Below are 15,682 nucleotides of genomic sequence, written 5' to 3' on the forward strand. Positions count from 1 at the left end.
CGAAAATTACTTAAACTTCGCAAGGCCACAAAATTATGATTAAAAAATGTGCTGTTTTATAAAAACTTATTATTTGAGTAATATAGTAAACTGGTGCTTTTAGAAATTAATTACACATCATTATCAAAACAATCAAGCAGTCTATAATGGTTGCTTTTTAGTTTGGTTCTTTCTTTTTAAAAAGAAAGAACCTTCATTTTTTTTGCAAACCTTAAGTTTTGAGATAAGTTGAATTAGACTTTTTTAATTTCATTATTGTTATCTTTCAATAAAAATCATAAAATGAGGAAATTCTTTATTGTTTTTTTAATTCTTTTTCAGCAATCTGGTTTTTCTCAAAAACACACTATTCCTTTTGAAAAAAATGATTGGATCTATGTAGAAGCAAGTATTAATGATAGTTCAGAAAAATTCAAGTTTGTCTTTGATACTGGTGCAGGTATTTCTGTTATTGATAAATCTGTTGCTAAAAAACTTAATATTCAATCTAAGGGTTCTAATAAGATTAATAATGTGAGTTACAGCATCGCTAATAATCAAAATTTGAATTTTAATGGCTTATCTTTGGATGCGTTACTCATTATTTTAGATTTAGATCATCTTAAAGAGCGATCAGGAAGAATAATTGATGGAATAATTGGTAATGATATTATATCTAAGTTCATTACTCATATAGATTTTGAAACTAAGAACTTAAAGCTTTATGAGAAAATTAAAAATATTCCCGAGCTAAGTACTTATTCCAAAAATCGTATTAGATTTTACACATCTAAACCAGTAATTCCTGTAGAATTTACTTTAAAAAATGGAGACAATATTGAAGGCAATTTTCTTTTTGACACTGGTGCTTCAGCTTCTACATTAGTTATAGCAAGTCCATTTGCAAAAAAGCATAAATTAGTTAAAAATATAGGTAAAACTTATGCTGTAATATCATCAGGCTTAGCTGAAAGAACATCTAAAAACTTTATTGGTTACACGAGAAATATTAAATTTAATGGCAATACATTTAGTGATATTCCTATCAGGTTATCTCAATCTAAATATGGTACTTTATCTAGTAAAAGTCTAGCTGGTATTTTAGGTATGGAGGTTATCGATCGTTTTCAGATCATTCTAGATTATAACAACAATGCTATTTACTTAAAACCTAACTCTTCCATCAATCGAGATTTTAAACATAACTATATTGGTATCTCTATGAGAAAAAAAGGGGAGCAAATTTTTGTTGAAGATGTTATAAAAAAATCTCCTGCATTTATAGCGGGCATTTTAAAAGGGGATGAAATATTAAGTATTGATGAGTATGATAAAAAATACTTGCCTGAAATTAAAAGCATCTTCCAACAAGAAGGAAAGCCAATAACACTCAAAGTAAAAAGAGAAGATGGTAGTATCAAAACTTTTGAAATATTATTGGAAAGGTTTATTAATTAATCCCAATCACAGCAATCTTTTGCTGTTTGTTTTTTATGTATCCACAAACGCACTGACGTGCTTTTTTGATTATAGTTTCATAAAAAATTATAAAAAATAGTCAAGCAAATTATAGCTTAGTTTACTGTTGTGATATAATTAAGTTTTATGTTAATAATAGTTGTTCAAAAAACTGCTTTACAGGGCTAGGTTTTCCTAAATACAAAAAAGTTAACCCCCAAGTATCATGTAGCCCATGCATTAAAATAAGAACACATAAGTTATTTCTATTCTTATAGAAAACAAAGCTTGTAAACATAGTAATGATTGAAATGGTAATCATTCCAGAAATTCCCTGATAATAATGAGATGCTCCAAAATATATGGAAGAGATTATACCAGCTAATAACCATGCTTTTTTTGTGTTCCCTAAAAAATTAGCTAGCCATTTAAAATAGTACCCTTTAAATAGAAATTCTTCCCCAAATGCAACAAGTGTCCATACAACTATAAGGATAATTATATAATTCAGTGTATCGCCTTTAACATCTATAGAAGATAGATTGGGGTCTCCTAAATAGTTTTGAACTATAGTTCCAACAGTATTATCAAACAATATAAGGAATACTGTTAACAACACACTTTTTAGAATTGTTTTTTTAGTTAGCTTTTTTGTGAATCCGAATAAAGACCAATTGTAATTGCTTGACCAAAGAATCAGTGCTACAAAACCCAATCCGAAAAAGAAACTGTAGTTTCTATCAAAATAACCTAATAATGGTGCAAAAAGCATAACTAGTATAACAATATATGGCTTTGTTAAAGCATTGTATAGTTTTAATTTCATGTAACTTTCTTGTATAAAATTTACAATAAGACAGCTTGTTTTAAAAACAGGTTACAGTCAATTTTAATATTTTTTTATATGGTTGCTATTTTGTTTTTTATGTAGTTACTAACACACTAACATTCTTACTTTTACTTAAATTAGTGATATGAAAGGTTTGATTGGAATATTTTTTGATGGTGTGTTATTTCAATTACTCGTTAACAAAAAGCTTAATTACCATGAAATCAACAATTTTATTTTTACTTGGATTTTTAATTTTTACAGGCTGTAGTAATGATGATGATAATTCACTAGAAAGCATCCCCAATGGAGATTTTGCAGGGACGTTTACAGTTGAATATTCAAACGGTGATGTTTTTTCAAACCCAGTCACTGTGAGTTTTAATAGTAACAATAGTTATAGTAGCTCTAATAGTATGGATTATTTCCCAGCAGGAGGAAGTGGAACTTATGAGATGACAAATTCTACAATTGAATTTAGTGATATCAATTTTTGGACTGCAAATTTTGATTGGAATTTAATTTTAAATGAAGAGTATAGTTTTACACTAAACGATAATGAATTAATAATGTCAAAAATTAGAAATAATGTAGGTATTTATAGATACGTGTTAATTAAACAGTAATTCCTCAACCAATCACACTCATAGCAATCTTTCTCACAAAAGTTTACTGTTTGTTTTTTATGTAATTAAGAACGCTCTAATGAGCTTAAGTTCTTTTTAAGATTTTATCTTTTTATCTAACACAATTTTTAGTCTACTCTTTTTTAACTGTTTGTTAAGTTTTTCAACCTCATCATCTATAAAAATTTCAAAACGCTGACTTGCATTTTTTAAGCGTTTATCAAAAATAGTGTATACTTCTCGTTGTTGCTCTGTAGGTTTAAAGTCTATACCATGGCCAGTAATATCACTTGCCAAAGCACTTAAACGACCATAAAGTTTCATAGGGGATCTAAACGCATCTTCTCGAGCTCCCGTTAAATGAATATCGTATAATGCACTGGCAATAGATTCTGCCTGTGATAAGAGTTGTTTTGCTTTTGCAATATCTTGTGTTTTCTTTAATTTAGGTAATGTTTCTGTGAGCTCACTACGAATCACTTCAATAGTGTTGATCATATTTACGGCTAAATTCATTGCGTCACGTAATTCTAAAGAAAAATCAACCTGAGTTTTAATATCTTCAAGGGTTCCTGTAGAATTCGGATCTTTTAAAACCGTTACTTCTTGTATGTATTCTTTATTATTGATTATCAATTTCACTTTATAATTATCTGGAATTGCTTTTGGCCCTAACTGCCCTCTAAACAGATCTAAATCCCAAGTGACTAATGGTCTCCAACCTTCACCATTTAATTGTACCCAAGGGCGCCCTGGTGGTGTGCTTCGTAATCGTGGTTTATAGGTAGGTTCATATCGTAAATCCCACATGACACGGTTAATACCTTGTTTTCCTGAACCTTTTAGAGTACGAATTACCTCATCATTACCAGATAATATTTGGATCTCTACCTTAGCATCAGTAGAGTCTTTTAAAAAATAATTAATATCCGCTCCATAAGCAGGATTAGTTCCTGAACTTAAACTTGGTCCATCTGTTTTTATCGCTTGCTTATCATGAAAACGATAGGCTGGGCGTAATCCGAATAAATGTACTTTCTTGTTTTTTGCTTCGGCCACATAATCTCTAATTGGAGCAATATTGTCTAGAATATAGTAGCCACGTCCATAGGTACCTATTACCAAATCATCAAACTGCTCTTGAACATCTAACCAATATACTGGTGATGGTGGCAAATTATTTCTTAATCGCATCCAGTTACTACCATCGTCATGACTTATATACAAGCCATTATCTACTCCTAAATATAAAAGCCCTTCTTTTTTAGGGTCTTCTTTAATGACATGTGCATAGCTATGTACAGATTTAGGAACCGTATGACTGATCATTTTCCATGTTTGCCCATAATCACTTGTTTTATAAGCATAAGGGTTAAAATCTCCCATCTGGTTTAAATCTACCGTAATGTAAGCTGTTCCTTTTTTATACCGTGAAATTTCTATATTGGAGATCTTTCCAAATTCTGGAAGGTTCTTGATATTTTTAGTAACATTCTCCCAGTTTTCACCATAATCTCTTGTTATGTGTACTTGACCATCGTTACTTCCTGTCCAGATTAATCCTGCTTCTAACTTAGATTCTTGAATAGAAATAAGAACTGAAGCATCAAAAGTCATTAAATTATCTGTTGCAATCCCTCCAGAGCTTTGTTGGTGTGCTTTATTATTAAGTGTCAGGTCTGGGCTAATCGCTTGCCAGCTCTTACCATCATCGTCAGTTTTATGTACATATTGGCTTCCCACATACACACGATGTTTTACATGTGGTGAAAATGCTAACGGAAAACTCCAATACCATCGGTATTTTAAATCTTCCGGCGCCCACCCATAGCCTGCCTCTGGCCATACACGAATGTCTTGTGCATGACCTGTTCGTGCATCATAACGCTCTAAACCGCCATCGTAACAGCCTGACCAAACAATATTATTATCAAACGGATCTGGTTGTGCAAAGCCGCTTTCGCAACCTCCAACTCCTTCCCATAATCCCAACGGAATATAGCCCTGTAAACTATTGCTTGGACCTCTATATGAGTAACCATCTTGTCGATTACCATATACATTATAAGGGATTTGAGTATCTGTAGCTACGTGATACATTTGTGCAATGGGCAATACGACACGTTGGTAGGTTTTTCCGTGATTTAAACTAATACTAGCACAGCCATCGTGAGCAACCATCATACGATCTGGGTTGGTTGGATCTATCCACATATCGTGATTATCACCTCCTGCGCTATAATTCCCTTTAATTGTTTTCCCACCATCTTTGGACACGATAAACTTTACATTTAAAAAGTAAATTTCGTCAGGATTATTTGGTGATACTGCCATACGTGTGTAATAGGGTGCACGCTCATTAATATCGTGATTACGGGTCATTAAGGTCCACGTTTCTCCAAAATCTTCTGAACGATATAACGCTGGGCTATCAATTTCAAAAAGCGCATAAATAATATTTGGGCTTGATGCTGCTATCGCTACTGCTGTTTTTCCAACTGGATGGTCTTCCCCTCCAGGGAGTCCTTTTGTAGACATATTATCCCATGTTTCTCCACCATCTCGAGATCGGTAAATACCACCTCCAGAGCCACCACTATTAAGTCCCCAAGTATTAATATGTAAAGACCACATGCCTACTAAAAGACGATCAGGGTTTTTAGGATCTATTGCAATATCTGATGCGCCTGTATTTTCGTCTATAAACAAAATGCGTTTCCAGTTTTTCCCAGCATCTGTAGTTTTATATATACCTCTATCTTGTTGTGGACCATGCCCATGCCCTAAAGCAGCAGCATAAACAATTTTAGGATTTGTTGGATGTACTATAACACGGCCAATACGACCTGTTTTTTCCAGTCCCATTCGTGCCCAGGTCTTTCCTGCATCTTCAGATTTGTAAATTCCATCTCCCATAGCATGTGCCGGGCGAATTAAAAATGTTTCGCCAGTACCTACCCAAACAATATCTGGGTTACTAGGTGCGATAGCTATAGATCCTATGGAAGAGACGTCTTGATCGTCAAAAATAGAACTCCACGATACGCCTCCATCTGTTGTTTTCCATAATCCACCTGAAGCTGCGCCAATATAATTTATCATTGGATCTCCCGGAACACCAGCAATAGCAATAGCACGATTGCCTTCAGGCCCAATAAATCTGAAGTTTAGGTTTTTAAAAATGTTACTATCAACTTGTGAAAAAAGGGTTTCAGAAAAAAGTAACCCTATGCATAAGAATAGAAAAAATAGTTTGTGTTTCATTATATAATCATTTGATAAACGAGTGGATTATGACAATCAAGAATCTCAAATATAACTATTAATAATGATTTCATTTTAAGAATGATTTCTACATTCTTCTTATCAGATTTCTTAGATTTGTTTCCGTATTTAAAATTAAAACTCATGAAATATCATCCTATCGATAATGCATTATTTATTAAAAATCGCAAAAAGTTTACAGCTCAAATGCAACCTAATTCCATCGCGATATTTAACTCCAATGATATTTACCCTATAAGTGCAGATAGTACCATGCCTTTTGAGCAGCATCGTGATATATTTTATTTAAGTGGTGTTGATCAAGAGGAAAGTGTTTTAGTACTTTTTCCTGACGCACCTCAAGAAAAACATCGTGAGATTTTATTTTTAAAAGAAACCAATGATCTCATTGCAGTTTGGGAAGGTGAAAAACTTACTAAAGAAACTGCTTTAAAAACTGCTGGTATTAAAACGGTATATTGGTTACAGGATTTAGAAAAAGTATTATTTGAAATTATGTCGCAATGCGAAACGGTTTATATTAATACTAATGAACATTACAGAGCATCTGTAGAAACTGAAACTCGAGAAGATCGTTTTACAAAATGGTTAAAAGATAAATACCCCGCACATCGTGTTGCAAAAAGCAATCCTATTTTACAGCGTTTGCGCTCTGTAAAAGAGCCATCGGAATTAGAATTAATTCAAAAAGCTTGTGATATTACTGAAAAAGGGTTTCGTCGTATTTTAAATTTTGTAAAACCTGATGTTTGGGAATACGAAATTGAAGCCGAGTTTATGCATGAGTTTTTACGAAATCGCTCTAAAAAATTCGCTTATACTCCAATTATCGCTTCTGGCAATAATGCCAATGTATTACATTATATTGAAAATAACGGACAATGTAAAACTGGGGATTTAATACTACTAGATGTTGGTGCTGAGTATGCAAATTATTCGTCAGATATGTCTCGTACAATTCCTGTTTCAGGACGTTTTTCTAAAAGACAAAAAGAAGTTTATAACGCTGTGAATCGTGTAAAAAATGCAGCAACCAAATTATTAGTTCCAGGAACAATTTGGGCCGATTACCATATTGAAGTAGGTAAATTAATGACTTCAGAATTGTTAGGATTAGGCCTATTAGATAAAGTAGATGTACAAAATGAGAACCCAGATTGGCCAGCATACAAAAAATATTTTATGCACGGAACTTCTCACCATATGGGATTAGACACTCATGATTATGGTATTTTAACTGAGCCCATGCAAGATAATATGGTGTTTACTGTAGAGCCTGGAATTTATATTCCTGAGGAAGGTTTTGGTATTCGTTTAGAAGATGATGTCGTTATTCAAAAACAAGGAGAGCCTTTTAATTTAATGCGAAATATTCCTATTGAAGCAGAAGAGATAGAAGATTTAATGAATTCTTAAAAACCTTCTACCTCTTTAACTCTGCAATTTATCTCATTATTTAATTACAATCTAAATCGATTTGTGATTGAGGGTCGTTATTAGGAAAACAATACCCTGAATTAACTGCATCTGGAACATACCGGATAAGATCTGGGTCTCTTAAACTGTTTTCTATAAAAGCAGTTAAATCATCTATCTCTTGTTCTGTTAAATTAAATCTTCCAAATTGGGATGCTAGGTTATTAGTAGGTACATCACTATTTTGAGGCACTCCGTTATTTTTATAGACTATAACATCTCTTATTGAAGTAAAAGTGCCTCCGTGTCCAAAAAAATTACCATCTACCAAATTATAGAGTGTAGGTGTTTTAAATTTATAATCGTCCTCTGACTTATTTGTAAAGGCTCCTCTTCCTTTTTTTACCTCATCAAAATTAATAGCATCAAGCACTACTGTTTCTCCTGAAACATCAAAATCTCCCATTCCAAATGCATAAAAACCTTTATCTTTTAAAGCAGGGCCTGTATGACATTCAAAACATCTACCATTACCAAAAAACACAAGAGCTCCTTTTTTCTCTGTATCACTAAGTGCATTAACATCTCCCTTAAGGTAATCTTGCCAAGGTGCTTTATTAGCTAATAGTGTTCTGTTAAAAGCTGCTATTGCCAAACCTCCTGTTTCTGCTGTATATCTTTCGTGCTCATCAACATCAGGAAAAGCAGCATCAAACATAGCTCTATATCCAAATGTGTCTACAAAATTCTCATCAATTACCAATCTGTGAGTCCCTTGACTTTCTATTGCCTGAACTTCGATCCCTTGAAATCCAAGGAAATTTATAGGTATTTCTCCCCAGCTAGCTTCAGTTCCGGCATTAGTACCAGTTCCACCAAATTGACCATTCCATAACATTACATCTTGATATGCCAGATTTAATAAAGCTGGAGGTCTAACTGCCTGGATATCGACAGAGTCTAATGGGACATTTGGATTAATGATTCTTCCTTCTCCACCATTTCCAAAGCCCATACCACCTTCTCCTATACCTTGTCTCCTACCTGGCTTAAATCCTCCCGCTACCGGGTGACAAGAAGCGCAAACATATTGGTATTCCATACCGCTAGTTTTAGGTTCACTTCCTAAAGCTGTTTCATGTAACAATAGTTTACCTAATGCAACCTTCTCTTCCGTAATTGGATTTAATGGGTCTTGCGGTATGCTCGAAAAATCATCACTATCAGGTAAAACAAAATAAGACAAGCCTTGCCCATTAGAAACAGTATTAAGTACTTCTGTTAGTTCCGCATCTAAACCTACCACTGGAGTATAATCATCATAAACACAAGATGTAAAGATTCCTAGGATCAGGAATCCTAATAAAAACTTTCTCATAAATCTTTAACTGTTGGTTAATAGCGTAATAAAGGTAAAGCTTTATGAATTTATTTTTCAATAAACAAGACATTTTACGATGTAATTAATAAAAAATAAGACCATTTACCATGAATAATTAAATTTTAGGCCCATATAATGTTAAATTAATAAAAAATATATTTTATTTTAACATTACTTAATTTACTAATTTAAAAATATAATCTTGCAACTTTTGTAGGGTAGATACTTTTTCTTCAGTAGGAATTAATAAGGAAATATTATTATTACTACCTCCATAAGAAATCATTCTTATCTTCACATCCTGTAATATTTGAAACAGTTTAAATGTATCTTGATGGTTTACCACAGAGTGTCCAACTAAACAGACAATACTTTGATTTTTATCGACCTCAATACTAGCAAATTTTTCTAATTCTGGTATAATTTTATCTAAATTGCTAGCGTCATCAATGGTTAGTGAAATAGCAATTTCTGAAGTGGTGATCATATCTATAGATGTCTCATAAGTTTCGAAAATTTCGAATACTTTTTTAAGAAATCCATGTGCTAAGAGCATACGTCCAGATTTAATTTTTATAGCAGTAATATTATCTTTAGCTGCTATGGCTTTAATTCCATTTTCTGAATACTCATTATTAATTAGTGTTCCGTAAGCATTAGGATTCATTGTGTTTTTTAATCGCACAGGAATATTGTCTGCTCTTACGGGAGTTACCGTTTGAGGGTGTAGTATTTTTGCTCCAAAATAAGCGAGTTCTGCTGCTTCGTCATAAGATAAATTAGAGATCGGGCTGGTATTACTAACATGCCTTGGATCATTATTATGCATCCCGTCTATATCTGTCCAAATTTGTACTTCTTCAGCTTTTATTACTGCGCCAATAATTGTTGCTGTATAATCACTCCCTCCACGCTGTAAATTAGAAGTTTCTCCATGTTCATCTAAACAGATAAAACCTTGAGTAATATAAATAGTAGCTTCCTCAGTTTTATTAAGTACTGAAGCAAAATTTTGCTTAATATAAAAGAAGTCTGGCTCTTTGGTTTTATCTATACGCATAAACTCTAAAGCAGGCAATAATGCCGAATTAATACCTTCTTGACGCAAATAACAATTAAAAATAAATGTTGATAGTAATTCTCCTTGAGCAACAATTATGTTTGCTAATAATTCTGAATACTCTTTATAAGTTGCTTGTGTTAAAAAATCGAATACTGTATTAATATAGGTTCTTGCTTCATCATTTAAAGCAGTATCTATTAAAAGCTCATTAATAGTAGAGTAATACGATTCGTGAAGTATCTTTATTCCATCTATAGCTTGATTAGGAGTATTGTTTTCTATATGATTTGCAATAGAGACCAGCGCATTAGTTGTACCAGACATTGCAGATAATACAATGATTTTTTTATCACCATCATTTATAATATTCTTTACATTTTGAATATTTTCAATCGATCCAACCGAAGTGCCTCCAAACTTTAGTACTTGCATTTTTTTAATTTTACTTTCTAATTTTATGCAAACTTAAGTCACTCAAGTATTTTAAAAGTATTTATTGAAATAAATGATTACTTTTGCACATATTGTTAAATAATTAACGTGAAAACAATTGCAAATTGTGTTGAGGATATTTTAATCACTCAGCCTTATCTAGAAGAAGCTTTAGCAAGGAACATTATTAATTTTAGTGCACTTGCCGAAGAGTTAAAAGATCCTGTAAGTGAAATGCTTAAAAAAGATGTAAAAGCTGGTGCTATTATGATGGCTTTACGACGCTATAAACCACCTGTAACTTTATCTAATACTATTAAAATTAATAAAGCTATAAAGGGCTTAGGGGATATTACCGTTAGATCTGGACTAGTAGATTTTACTGTAAGAAATTCTGAAACATTAATTCATAATCACGTAAAAATCTTAGAAAAAATTAAAGGACAGTCAAAATTATTTTACACTTTTACAAGAGGGATTCATGAAAGTAATATTATTATATCTGAGAGCTTAAAAACTTTTATAAAAGAACACTTAAAAGCGGAAGAATTTATAGCCATTCAAGAAGATCTAACAGCTATTAGTATTAATTTACCTGTAAATAACTCACGAATATCTGGGTTATATTATCATTTTTTTAAACGTTTGGCTTGGGAAGGTATCGCATTATATGAAGTGATATCTACAACTAATGAGTTTACAATTTTAGTTGAAGACTCTTATGTAGATACTGCATTTTCTGCTATAAAAAAGATGAAAAATTAAAAAAGCGAACACTTTATAAAAAAGTGCCCGCTTCTCAAAACAATTTAAACTAAACTTAAATTTACTTACTTTACTCTACTACTAAAGTGTATTGAGGTGTTGGATTTAACGGGCAGAAATACACGTATTTTCCTTTTTTCAATGCTACTTTATTAGTCGTTTGTTTTGAATCTGTAGCTACTGGTTTAGTAACATAAGCCGCTTTAATATGATTTTCTGGCTTAGATGCATCTTTACCTTCTGGTACTAATACAAACCCTACATTGTGACCTACACTATTATTAGCGATTTCAAAAACATAAGTTCCTTCAGAAACTGTAATTGATTTTTGAGTGAACTCACCTTTAGTCTGTTCTAAGCTAATTTTTTTTGCTTCTTGAGCGTTAGTTGTAAATGCAAATCCTATTACAAATGCGAATACTGCTATTAATTTTTTCATTTTTTCCGTTTTTAAATTTTAATTATTAAGTTGTTTATATTGTTTCTATTTATGCGTGATAGTAACGTTCTCTGTAAATTTTACCATCTTTCCATTCTGTAGCTACAGCTTGTTCTGAAAGCATTGTACTACCATCTTTTAATTTTAACTCCATCTCCGCAGTGTAAAAAGAATAGTTACCTTGAACTGCTATGTCTTTTACATCGTAACGTATAAACTCAGCTAATTGATTGTTTATAAAATCATTTTCAAAATCAAGATTAAACTGTTTTCCTTTTTTAGGCTCTCCATTTCCTTCTCTTAATTCAACATCATCATGAAGGTATGTATCCATAGCTTCAATAAATTTAGCTTCAGCTAATAATTCATGAATGTGCTTTAAATTTTTCTCTATTTGATTTTCCATAATACTTTGTCGTTAAAAAAATTATTAATTACTACTATTTTAGCTTAAAACTGTAAACTTTCCTGCTTCAACTGCTGGGAAATCTACTTCAGTTTCTGCGATATGATTTACATAATTTGTTAATGTGTTAGATACTACGTTTAATACTACTTCTAAAACATCACCATCATTATATCCAGCTGCTTTAAATTCCTGAATTGCTTCTGTAGATACGACACCTTTATTTTTAGTTACATTTTTAGCAAAAACTAATCCTGCTTGTGTTTTAGCATCTGTTGCAGTTCCTTGACGATTTTGTTCTATTTCTGTTTCTGTTAATCCGCTCATTTTTCCTATTGCAGTATGTGCAGATAAACAGTAATTACATTCATTCTCTTCAGCTATTGCCAAAGCCAATTGTTCTCTAAATTTAGCATTAAACGTTCCAGATCCTGTAATTTCCCCTAAGCTTAAATACGCTTGTAATGTTGCTGGAGAATTACCAAATACTTTAATTAAGTTTGGAATAAATCCTAATTTGTTTTGTACTGCATCAAATAATTCTTTTGATTTTCCTGTAGTCGTTTCTGGGTTTAATGTTTCTATTCTTGTACTCATAATTTCTATTTTTTATTATTATTAATTATTTATATTCTTGAAGAAGTGCATTCTCCATACTCTTGATATCCCCAACAATTAGGGCATTGATTATATGTTTGTTTATTCATTTTATTTTGTTTCTTTTTAATTACACTGCAAAGATGCAACAGAAGTAAGCTTTAAAAAATGGACAAAAGTTCCTAATGCTTGGACTACATGTTTTTTAAAATAAAAAGCATAAAAAAAGCCGATTTAGTTTAAAACTAAATCGGCTTTTAAATTGTCTTATTTTTAAAGATCTCTCCTTACTAAGCTTTCTTTTTGTTGTTTAGAGCTAAACCAGCTAAAGTAAATAGTAATCCTAAATGAACTATAAATCCAACCCAAGTTGTATTATTATTAGCAGTAAAATCTGCAAAAGCTCCTGGTGCCCATACTAGTAAAATAGCTACAAATATAACCAATGCAAGTACTGCATAAGCTTCAAATAATTTTTTACCAGCTAATATTAGAAGTCCACCTGCAAGTTCTGTAAGGGCTAAAATAATTGTTAAAACCATAGTAGCTCCTCCTAAGTCTAACCCAATACTTTTTAAAAACCCTGTTGCTCCATCAAGGCCTGGACCGCCTAAAAAACCTGCGATAAATTTTTCAAGGCCTCCCCAGATAAAAACAAGACCGATTCCTATTCTAATTAATAAATTTCCGTTCATGATAATAGTTAATTTTAGTTATTATATATTAGTAATTATTCTCAAAACTATTGATTTTAAATACTTTACTATAATACAATATACACAAAGATTATAAAATGGACAAAAGTTCCTAATGCTTGGACAATTTAGCTTTTGTATTCCTTTTTAAACTGAAGTGGTGATTTTTGTTCCGATTTTGTAAAAAATCGAGAAAAATATGCGGAGTCATTAAATCCAAGACCGTAAGCAATTTGTTTTACAGAATCATCTGTATAAATTAATTGTCGTTTTGCCTCAAGAATTAACCTATTTTTAATATAATCGCTTGGTGTCTGTATGCCTACTTTTTGAAAATTTTTTGTGAGTGATTTTGGAGATACTCCTAAGCGGTTAGCATAATCTGTTACCGAATGCATTTGCTTAAAATTTTGCTCTACCAGCAAGCTAAAATCTTTAAATAGTTTCGTTTCTACATCATCTTTTATAGGAAAATGTTCTTTTTTTATACGAACTGAATGGATAATAAATTGCTTTAAATATGTTTGTAGCATATCGTACTGCCCTGTTTCTTGAGTTTCAAATTCTTCGATCAAGTTTTCTAGGATAAAATCTAATTTCTTAATATCAGATTCGCAAGGTTTTAGAAATGGGGTTTCGTATACATTATTAAACAATACGCCATTACAAGAGACTTCTTTATCGTGAGTGGCAATACAATAAAAATCTCTAATAAATGATAGCTTATATGCTTCTTTAACACTTTCTGAGTCTACGGAAAACACTTGACCTGGTGATAAAAAGAACATGACATTATCATTAAAAGTATATCTTTTAAAATCTATATTATAAGTTCCTTTTCCTTCCTTAATCCAGTAAATACTGTACGCATCTATCTGTTCTGGATTATTAACCACACAAGCTTTTTCAAATTGCACAACACTTAACGAAAAAGTATCTTTATAGTTATAGGTAGAAATATCTTGAACAGCCATTAGTTTTTAGTCGTAAAAGTTTTAATATTTAACACTATAAATATAACAATCGTTGGTAAAACCCAACCTAAAGTATATTGCGATAAAGGAATAAAGTTTTGTATACTTTCCAAGCCTTCTGAAGGTATTATAAATTTTAAAACATCTGGAAGGCTAAATATAAATGTTGTTATTACTATACTTTTAAATACTAATTTAGACGCATAACGCTCTGGAAGTATGTTTAAAAAAATAAGCACAATCGTAATAGGATAAATAAACATTAGTATTGGAAGTCCAATAACTATAATCGAATGAAAATCTAACTGCCCTACCAGGATACCAAACACACAAGCAATAATTGCAGTAATACTATATGCGTTTTGTGAGTTCTTAAAAACTCCTTTAAAATAATCTGCCGTTCCGGTAACTATACCAACTGCAGTTGTAAAGCAGGCCAAAGCAATTAAAACACTTAATACGGTATTACCAAAAGTTCCCAAAGTTGATAAGCTAATTCCTCGTAATAAAGATGCACGTTGCATATCATTACTCAAAGCATTATCTACTATAATCTCAGAGCCATAAAATGCTCCTACCGAAATTAAACCAGCATATACTATAAACAACCCTATCCCAGCTATTAATCCAGCTTTTTTAATCAATTCGTTTTTAGCTTTAAAAGAAGTATGTCCTTTTAAATTTAATGAAATAATAATTACACCGCCTACAACTACCGCTCCTATAGCGTCAAATGTTTGGTAACCTTCTAATAATCCACTAATAATTGGAGTTTCAAATACCGAAGTGTTCATTCCAAAACTACTTGAAAATAGCCCTATAATGATCACTAAAAACAATGTGACTACAATTAAGGGAGTTAAAAATTTACCTATAAAATTTAAAATCTTACTTCTGTTTAATACAAATAATAGCACCAATGCAAAATATATAGTACTCGTTAATAAAGGGTCTGTACCAAAAAACGGATATATTGCTATTTCATGTGTTGCTGACGCTGTTCGTGGTGATGGTATTGCTATAGAGATAAGATAAATTAAAAAACAATAGATATAGCTAAAGGCTGGAGATACTTTTTTGCCAAAATCAAACATTGTGCCTTGTAATCTGGCATGTGCTAAAATTCCAAAAATAGGAATAACAACTGCTGCAATTATAAACCCAAAAGTAACCAAATACCATTTATCGCCTGCATTATACCCTAAGAGTGGCGGAAGCAATAAATTTCCTGCTCCAAAAAACATTGCAAATAATGCAAAACCCGTAATGAAAATTTCTTTTCTTTTATTCAAACTTCAATTTTTAATTATGAATCTAATTTCAAAACCACTCTAAAA

The 15,682-nt window shown here is 31.8% G+C and carries 14 protein-coding genes; 4 read left to right on the top strand and 10 right to left on the bottom strand.

The annotated features are described in order from the left end of the window. Positions 1-282: 282 nt before the first annotated feature. Positions 283-1,437: a PDZ domain-containing protein gene (locus D1817_00660; protein AXT18428.1), complete on the top strand. Its 1,155-nt coding sequence runs from the start codon at positions 283-285 to the stop codon at positions 1,435-1,437. A gap of 145 nt (positions 1,438-1,582) precedes the next feature. Here D1817_00660 and D1817_00665 read toward each other — a convergent pair whose 3' ends face one another. Further along, the gene (locus tag D1817_00665) at positions 1,583-2,263 is read right to left on the bottom strand and encodes a CPBP family intramembrane metalloprotease (GenBank protein AXT18429.1); all 681 of its coding nucleotides are present in this window, start codon (positions 2,261-2,263) and stop codon (positions 1,583-1,585) included. A gap of 221 nt (positions 2,264-2,484) precedes the next feature. Here D1817_00665 and D1817_00670 point away from each other — a divergent pair, with 221 nt between their 5' ends. Then, positions 2,485-2,892 (top strand): hypothetical protein, encoded by a 408-nt coding sequence (locus D1817_00670; GenBank protein ID AXT18430.1) that lies wholly within the window; start codon positions 2,485-2,487, stop codon positions 2,890-2,892. Positions 2,893-2,988: 96 nt separating this feature from the next. On the opposite strand, the gene D1817_00675 is transcribed toward D1817_00670, so the two are convergent. Then, positions 2,989-6,156, bottom strand: coding sequence for a glycosyl hydrolase (locus D1817_00675; protein ID AXT18431.1), 3,168 nt, complete (start codon positions 6,154-6,156; stop codon positions 2,989-2,991). Positions 6,157-6,300: 144 nt separating this feature from the next. Between D1817_00675 and D1817_00680 the strand changes: the two genes are divergently transcribed. Further along, a complete protein-coding gene (locus D1817_00680) occupies positions 6,301-7,593 on the top strand; it encodes an aminopeptidase P family protein (protein AXT18432.1) in 1,293 nt (430 codons plus the stop codon). A 40-nt stretch (positions 7,594-7,633) separates the two neighbouring features. Here D1817_00680 and D1817_00685 read toward each other — a convergent pair whose 3' ends face one another. Both D1817_00685 and D1817_00690 read right to left on the bottom strand, forming a co-directional pair. Further along, positions 7,634-8,971, bottom strand: coding sequence for a cytochrome-c peroxidase (locus D1817_00685; protein AXT18433.1), 1,338 nt, complete (start codon positions 8,969-8,971; stop codon positions 7,634-7,636). Positions 8,972-9,149: 178 nt separating this feature from the next. Then, positions 9,150-10,469 carry an aspartate kinase gene (locus tag D1817_00690; GenBank protein AXT18434.1) on the bottom strand — a complete coding sequence of 440 codons (1,320 nt, stop codon included), beginning with the start codon at positions 10,467-10,469 and terminating at the stop codon, positions 9,150-9,152. Between the two features lie 108 nt (positions 10,470-10,577). Between D1817_00690 and D1817_00695 the strand changes: the two genes are divergently transcribed. Then, positions 10,578-11,234, top strand: coding sequence for a hypothetical protein (locus tag D1817_00695; GenBank protein AXT18435.1), 657 nt, complete (start codon positions 10,578-10,580; stop codon positions 11,232-11,234). A gap of 70 nt (positions 11,235-11,304) precedes the next feature. Here the strand turns inward: D1817_00695 and D1817_00700 are convergent, their stop codons facing one another. The 6 genes from D1817_00700 to brnQ form a co-directional block, all read right to left on the bottom strand. Then, positions 11,305-11,673: a hypothetical protein gene (locus tag D1817_00700; GenBank protein ID AXT18436.1), complete on the bottom strand. Its 369-nt coding sequence runs from the start codon at positions 11,671-11,673 to the stop codon at positions 11,305-11,307. 49 nt (positions 11,674-11,722) lie between these two features. Next, on the bottom strand, positions 11,723-12,079 hold the full coding sequence (locus tag D1817_00705) for a hypothetical protein (GenBank protein ID AXT18437.1): 357 nt from the start codon (positions 12,077-12,079) through the stop codon (positions 11,723-11,725). 39 nt (positions 12,080-12,118) lie between these two features. Beyond that, the gene (locus D1817_00710; protein ID AXT18438.1) at positions 12,119-12,676 is read right to left on the bottom strand and encodes a carboxymuconolactone decarboxylase family protein; all 558 of its coding nucleotides are present in this window, start codon (positions 12,674-12,676) and stop codon (positions 12,119-12,121) included. Positions 12,677-12,966: 290 nt separating this feature from the next. Beyond that, on the bottom strand, positions 12,967-13,371 hold the full coding sequence (locus D1817_00715) for a DoxX family membrane protein (protein AXT18439.1): 405 nt from the start codon (positions 13,369-13,371) through the stop codon (positions 12,967-12,969). Between the two features lie 128 nt (positions 13,372-13,499). Further along, on the bottom strand, positions 13,500-14,345 hold the full coding sequence (locus tag D1817_00720; GenBank protein AXT18440.1) for a helix-turn-helix domain-containing protein: 846 nt from the start codon (positions 14,343-14,345) through the stop codon (positions 13,500-13,502). Continuing rightward, positions 14,345-15,637 (bottom strand): branched-chain amino acid transport system II carrier protein, encoded by a 1,293-nt coding sequence (brnQ, locus tag D1817_00725; protein ID AXT18441.1) that lies wholly within the window; start codon positions 15,635-15,637, stop codon positions 14,345-14,347. The genes D1817_00720 and brnQ overlap by 1 nt, the downstream gene beginning before the upstream one ends. Positions 15,638-15,682 lie beyond the last annotated feature (45 nt).

The sequence above is a fragment of the Flavobacteriaceae bacterium genome (assembly GCA_003443635.1).
In the GTDB taxonomy this organism is placed as follows: Bacteria; Bacteroidota; Bacteroidia; order Flavobacteriales; family Flavobacteriaceae; genus AU392.

Excerpts from the sequence above, each read along its gene's own strand:
- D1817_00705 (AXT18437.1), bottom strand. The coding sequence starts at position 12,079 with ATGGAAAATCAAATAGAGAAAAATTTAAAGCACATTCATGAATTATTA.
- D1817_00685 (AXT18433.1), bottom strand. The coding sequence starts at position 8,971 with ATGAGAAAGTTTTTATTAGGATTCCTGATCCTAGGAATCTTTACATCT.
- D1817_00680 (AXT18432.1), top strand. The coding sequence starts at position 6,301 with ATGAAATATCATCCTATCGATAATGCATTATTTATTAAAAATCGCAAA.
- D1817_00665 (AXT18429.1), bottom strand. The coding sequence starts at position 2,263 with ATGAAATTAAAACTATACAATGCTTTAACAAAGCCATATATTGTTATA.
- D1817_00715 (AXT18439.1), bottom strand. The coding sequence starts at position 13,371 with ATGAACGGAAATTTATTAATTAGAATAGGAATCGGTCTTGTTTTTATC.
- D1817_00675 (AXT18431.1), bottom strand. The coding sequence starts at position 6,156 with ATGAAACACAAACTATTTTTTCTATTCTTATGCATAGGGTTACTTTTT.
- D1817_00690 (AXT18434.1), bottom strand. The coding sequence starts at position 10,469 with ATGCAAGTACTAAAGTTTGGAGGCACTTCGGTTGGATCGATTGAAAAT.
- D1817_00660 (AXT18428.1), top strand. The coding sequence starts at position 283 with ATGAGGAAATTCTTTATTGTTTTTTTAATTCTTTTTCAGCAATCTGGT.
- D1817_00700 (AXT18436.1), bottom strand. The coding sequence starts at position 11,673 with ATGAAAAAATTAATAGCAGTATTCGCATTTGTAATAGGATTTGCATTT.
- D1817_00710 (AXT18438.1), bottom strand. The coding sequence starts at position 12,676 with ATGAGTACAAGAATAGAAACATTAAACCCAGAAACGACTACAGGAAAA.
- D1817_00670 (AXT18430.1), top strand. The coding sequence starts at position 2,485 with ATGAAATCAACAATTTTATTTTTACTTGGATTTTTAATTTTTACAGGC.
- D1817_00720 (AXT18440.1), bottom strand. The coding sequence starts at position 14,345 with ATGGCTGTTCAAGATATTTCTACCTATAACTATAAAGATACTTTTTCG.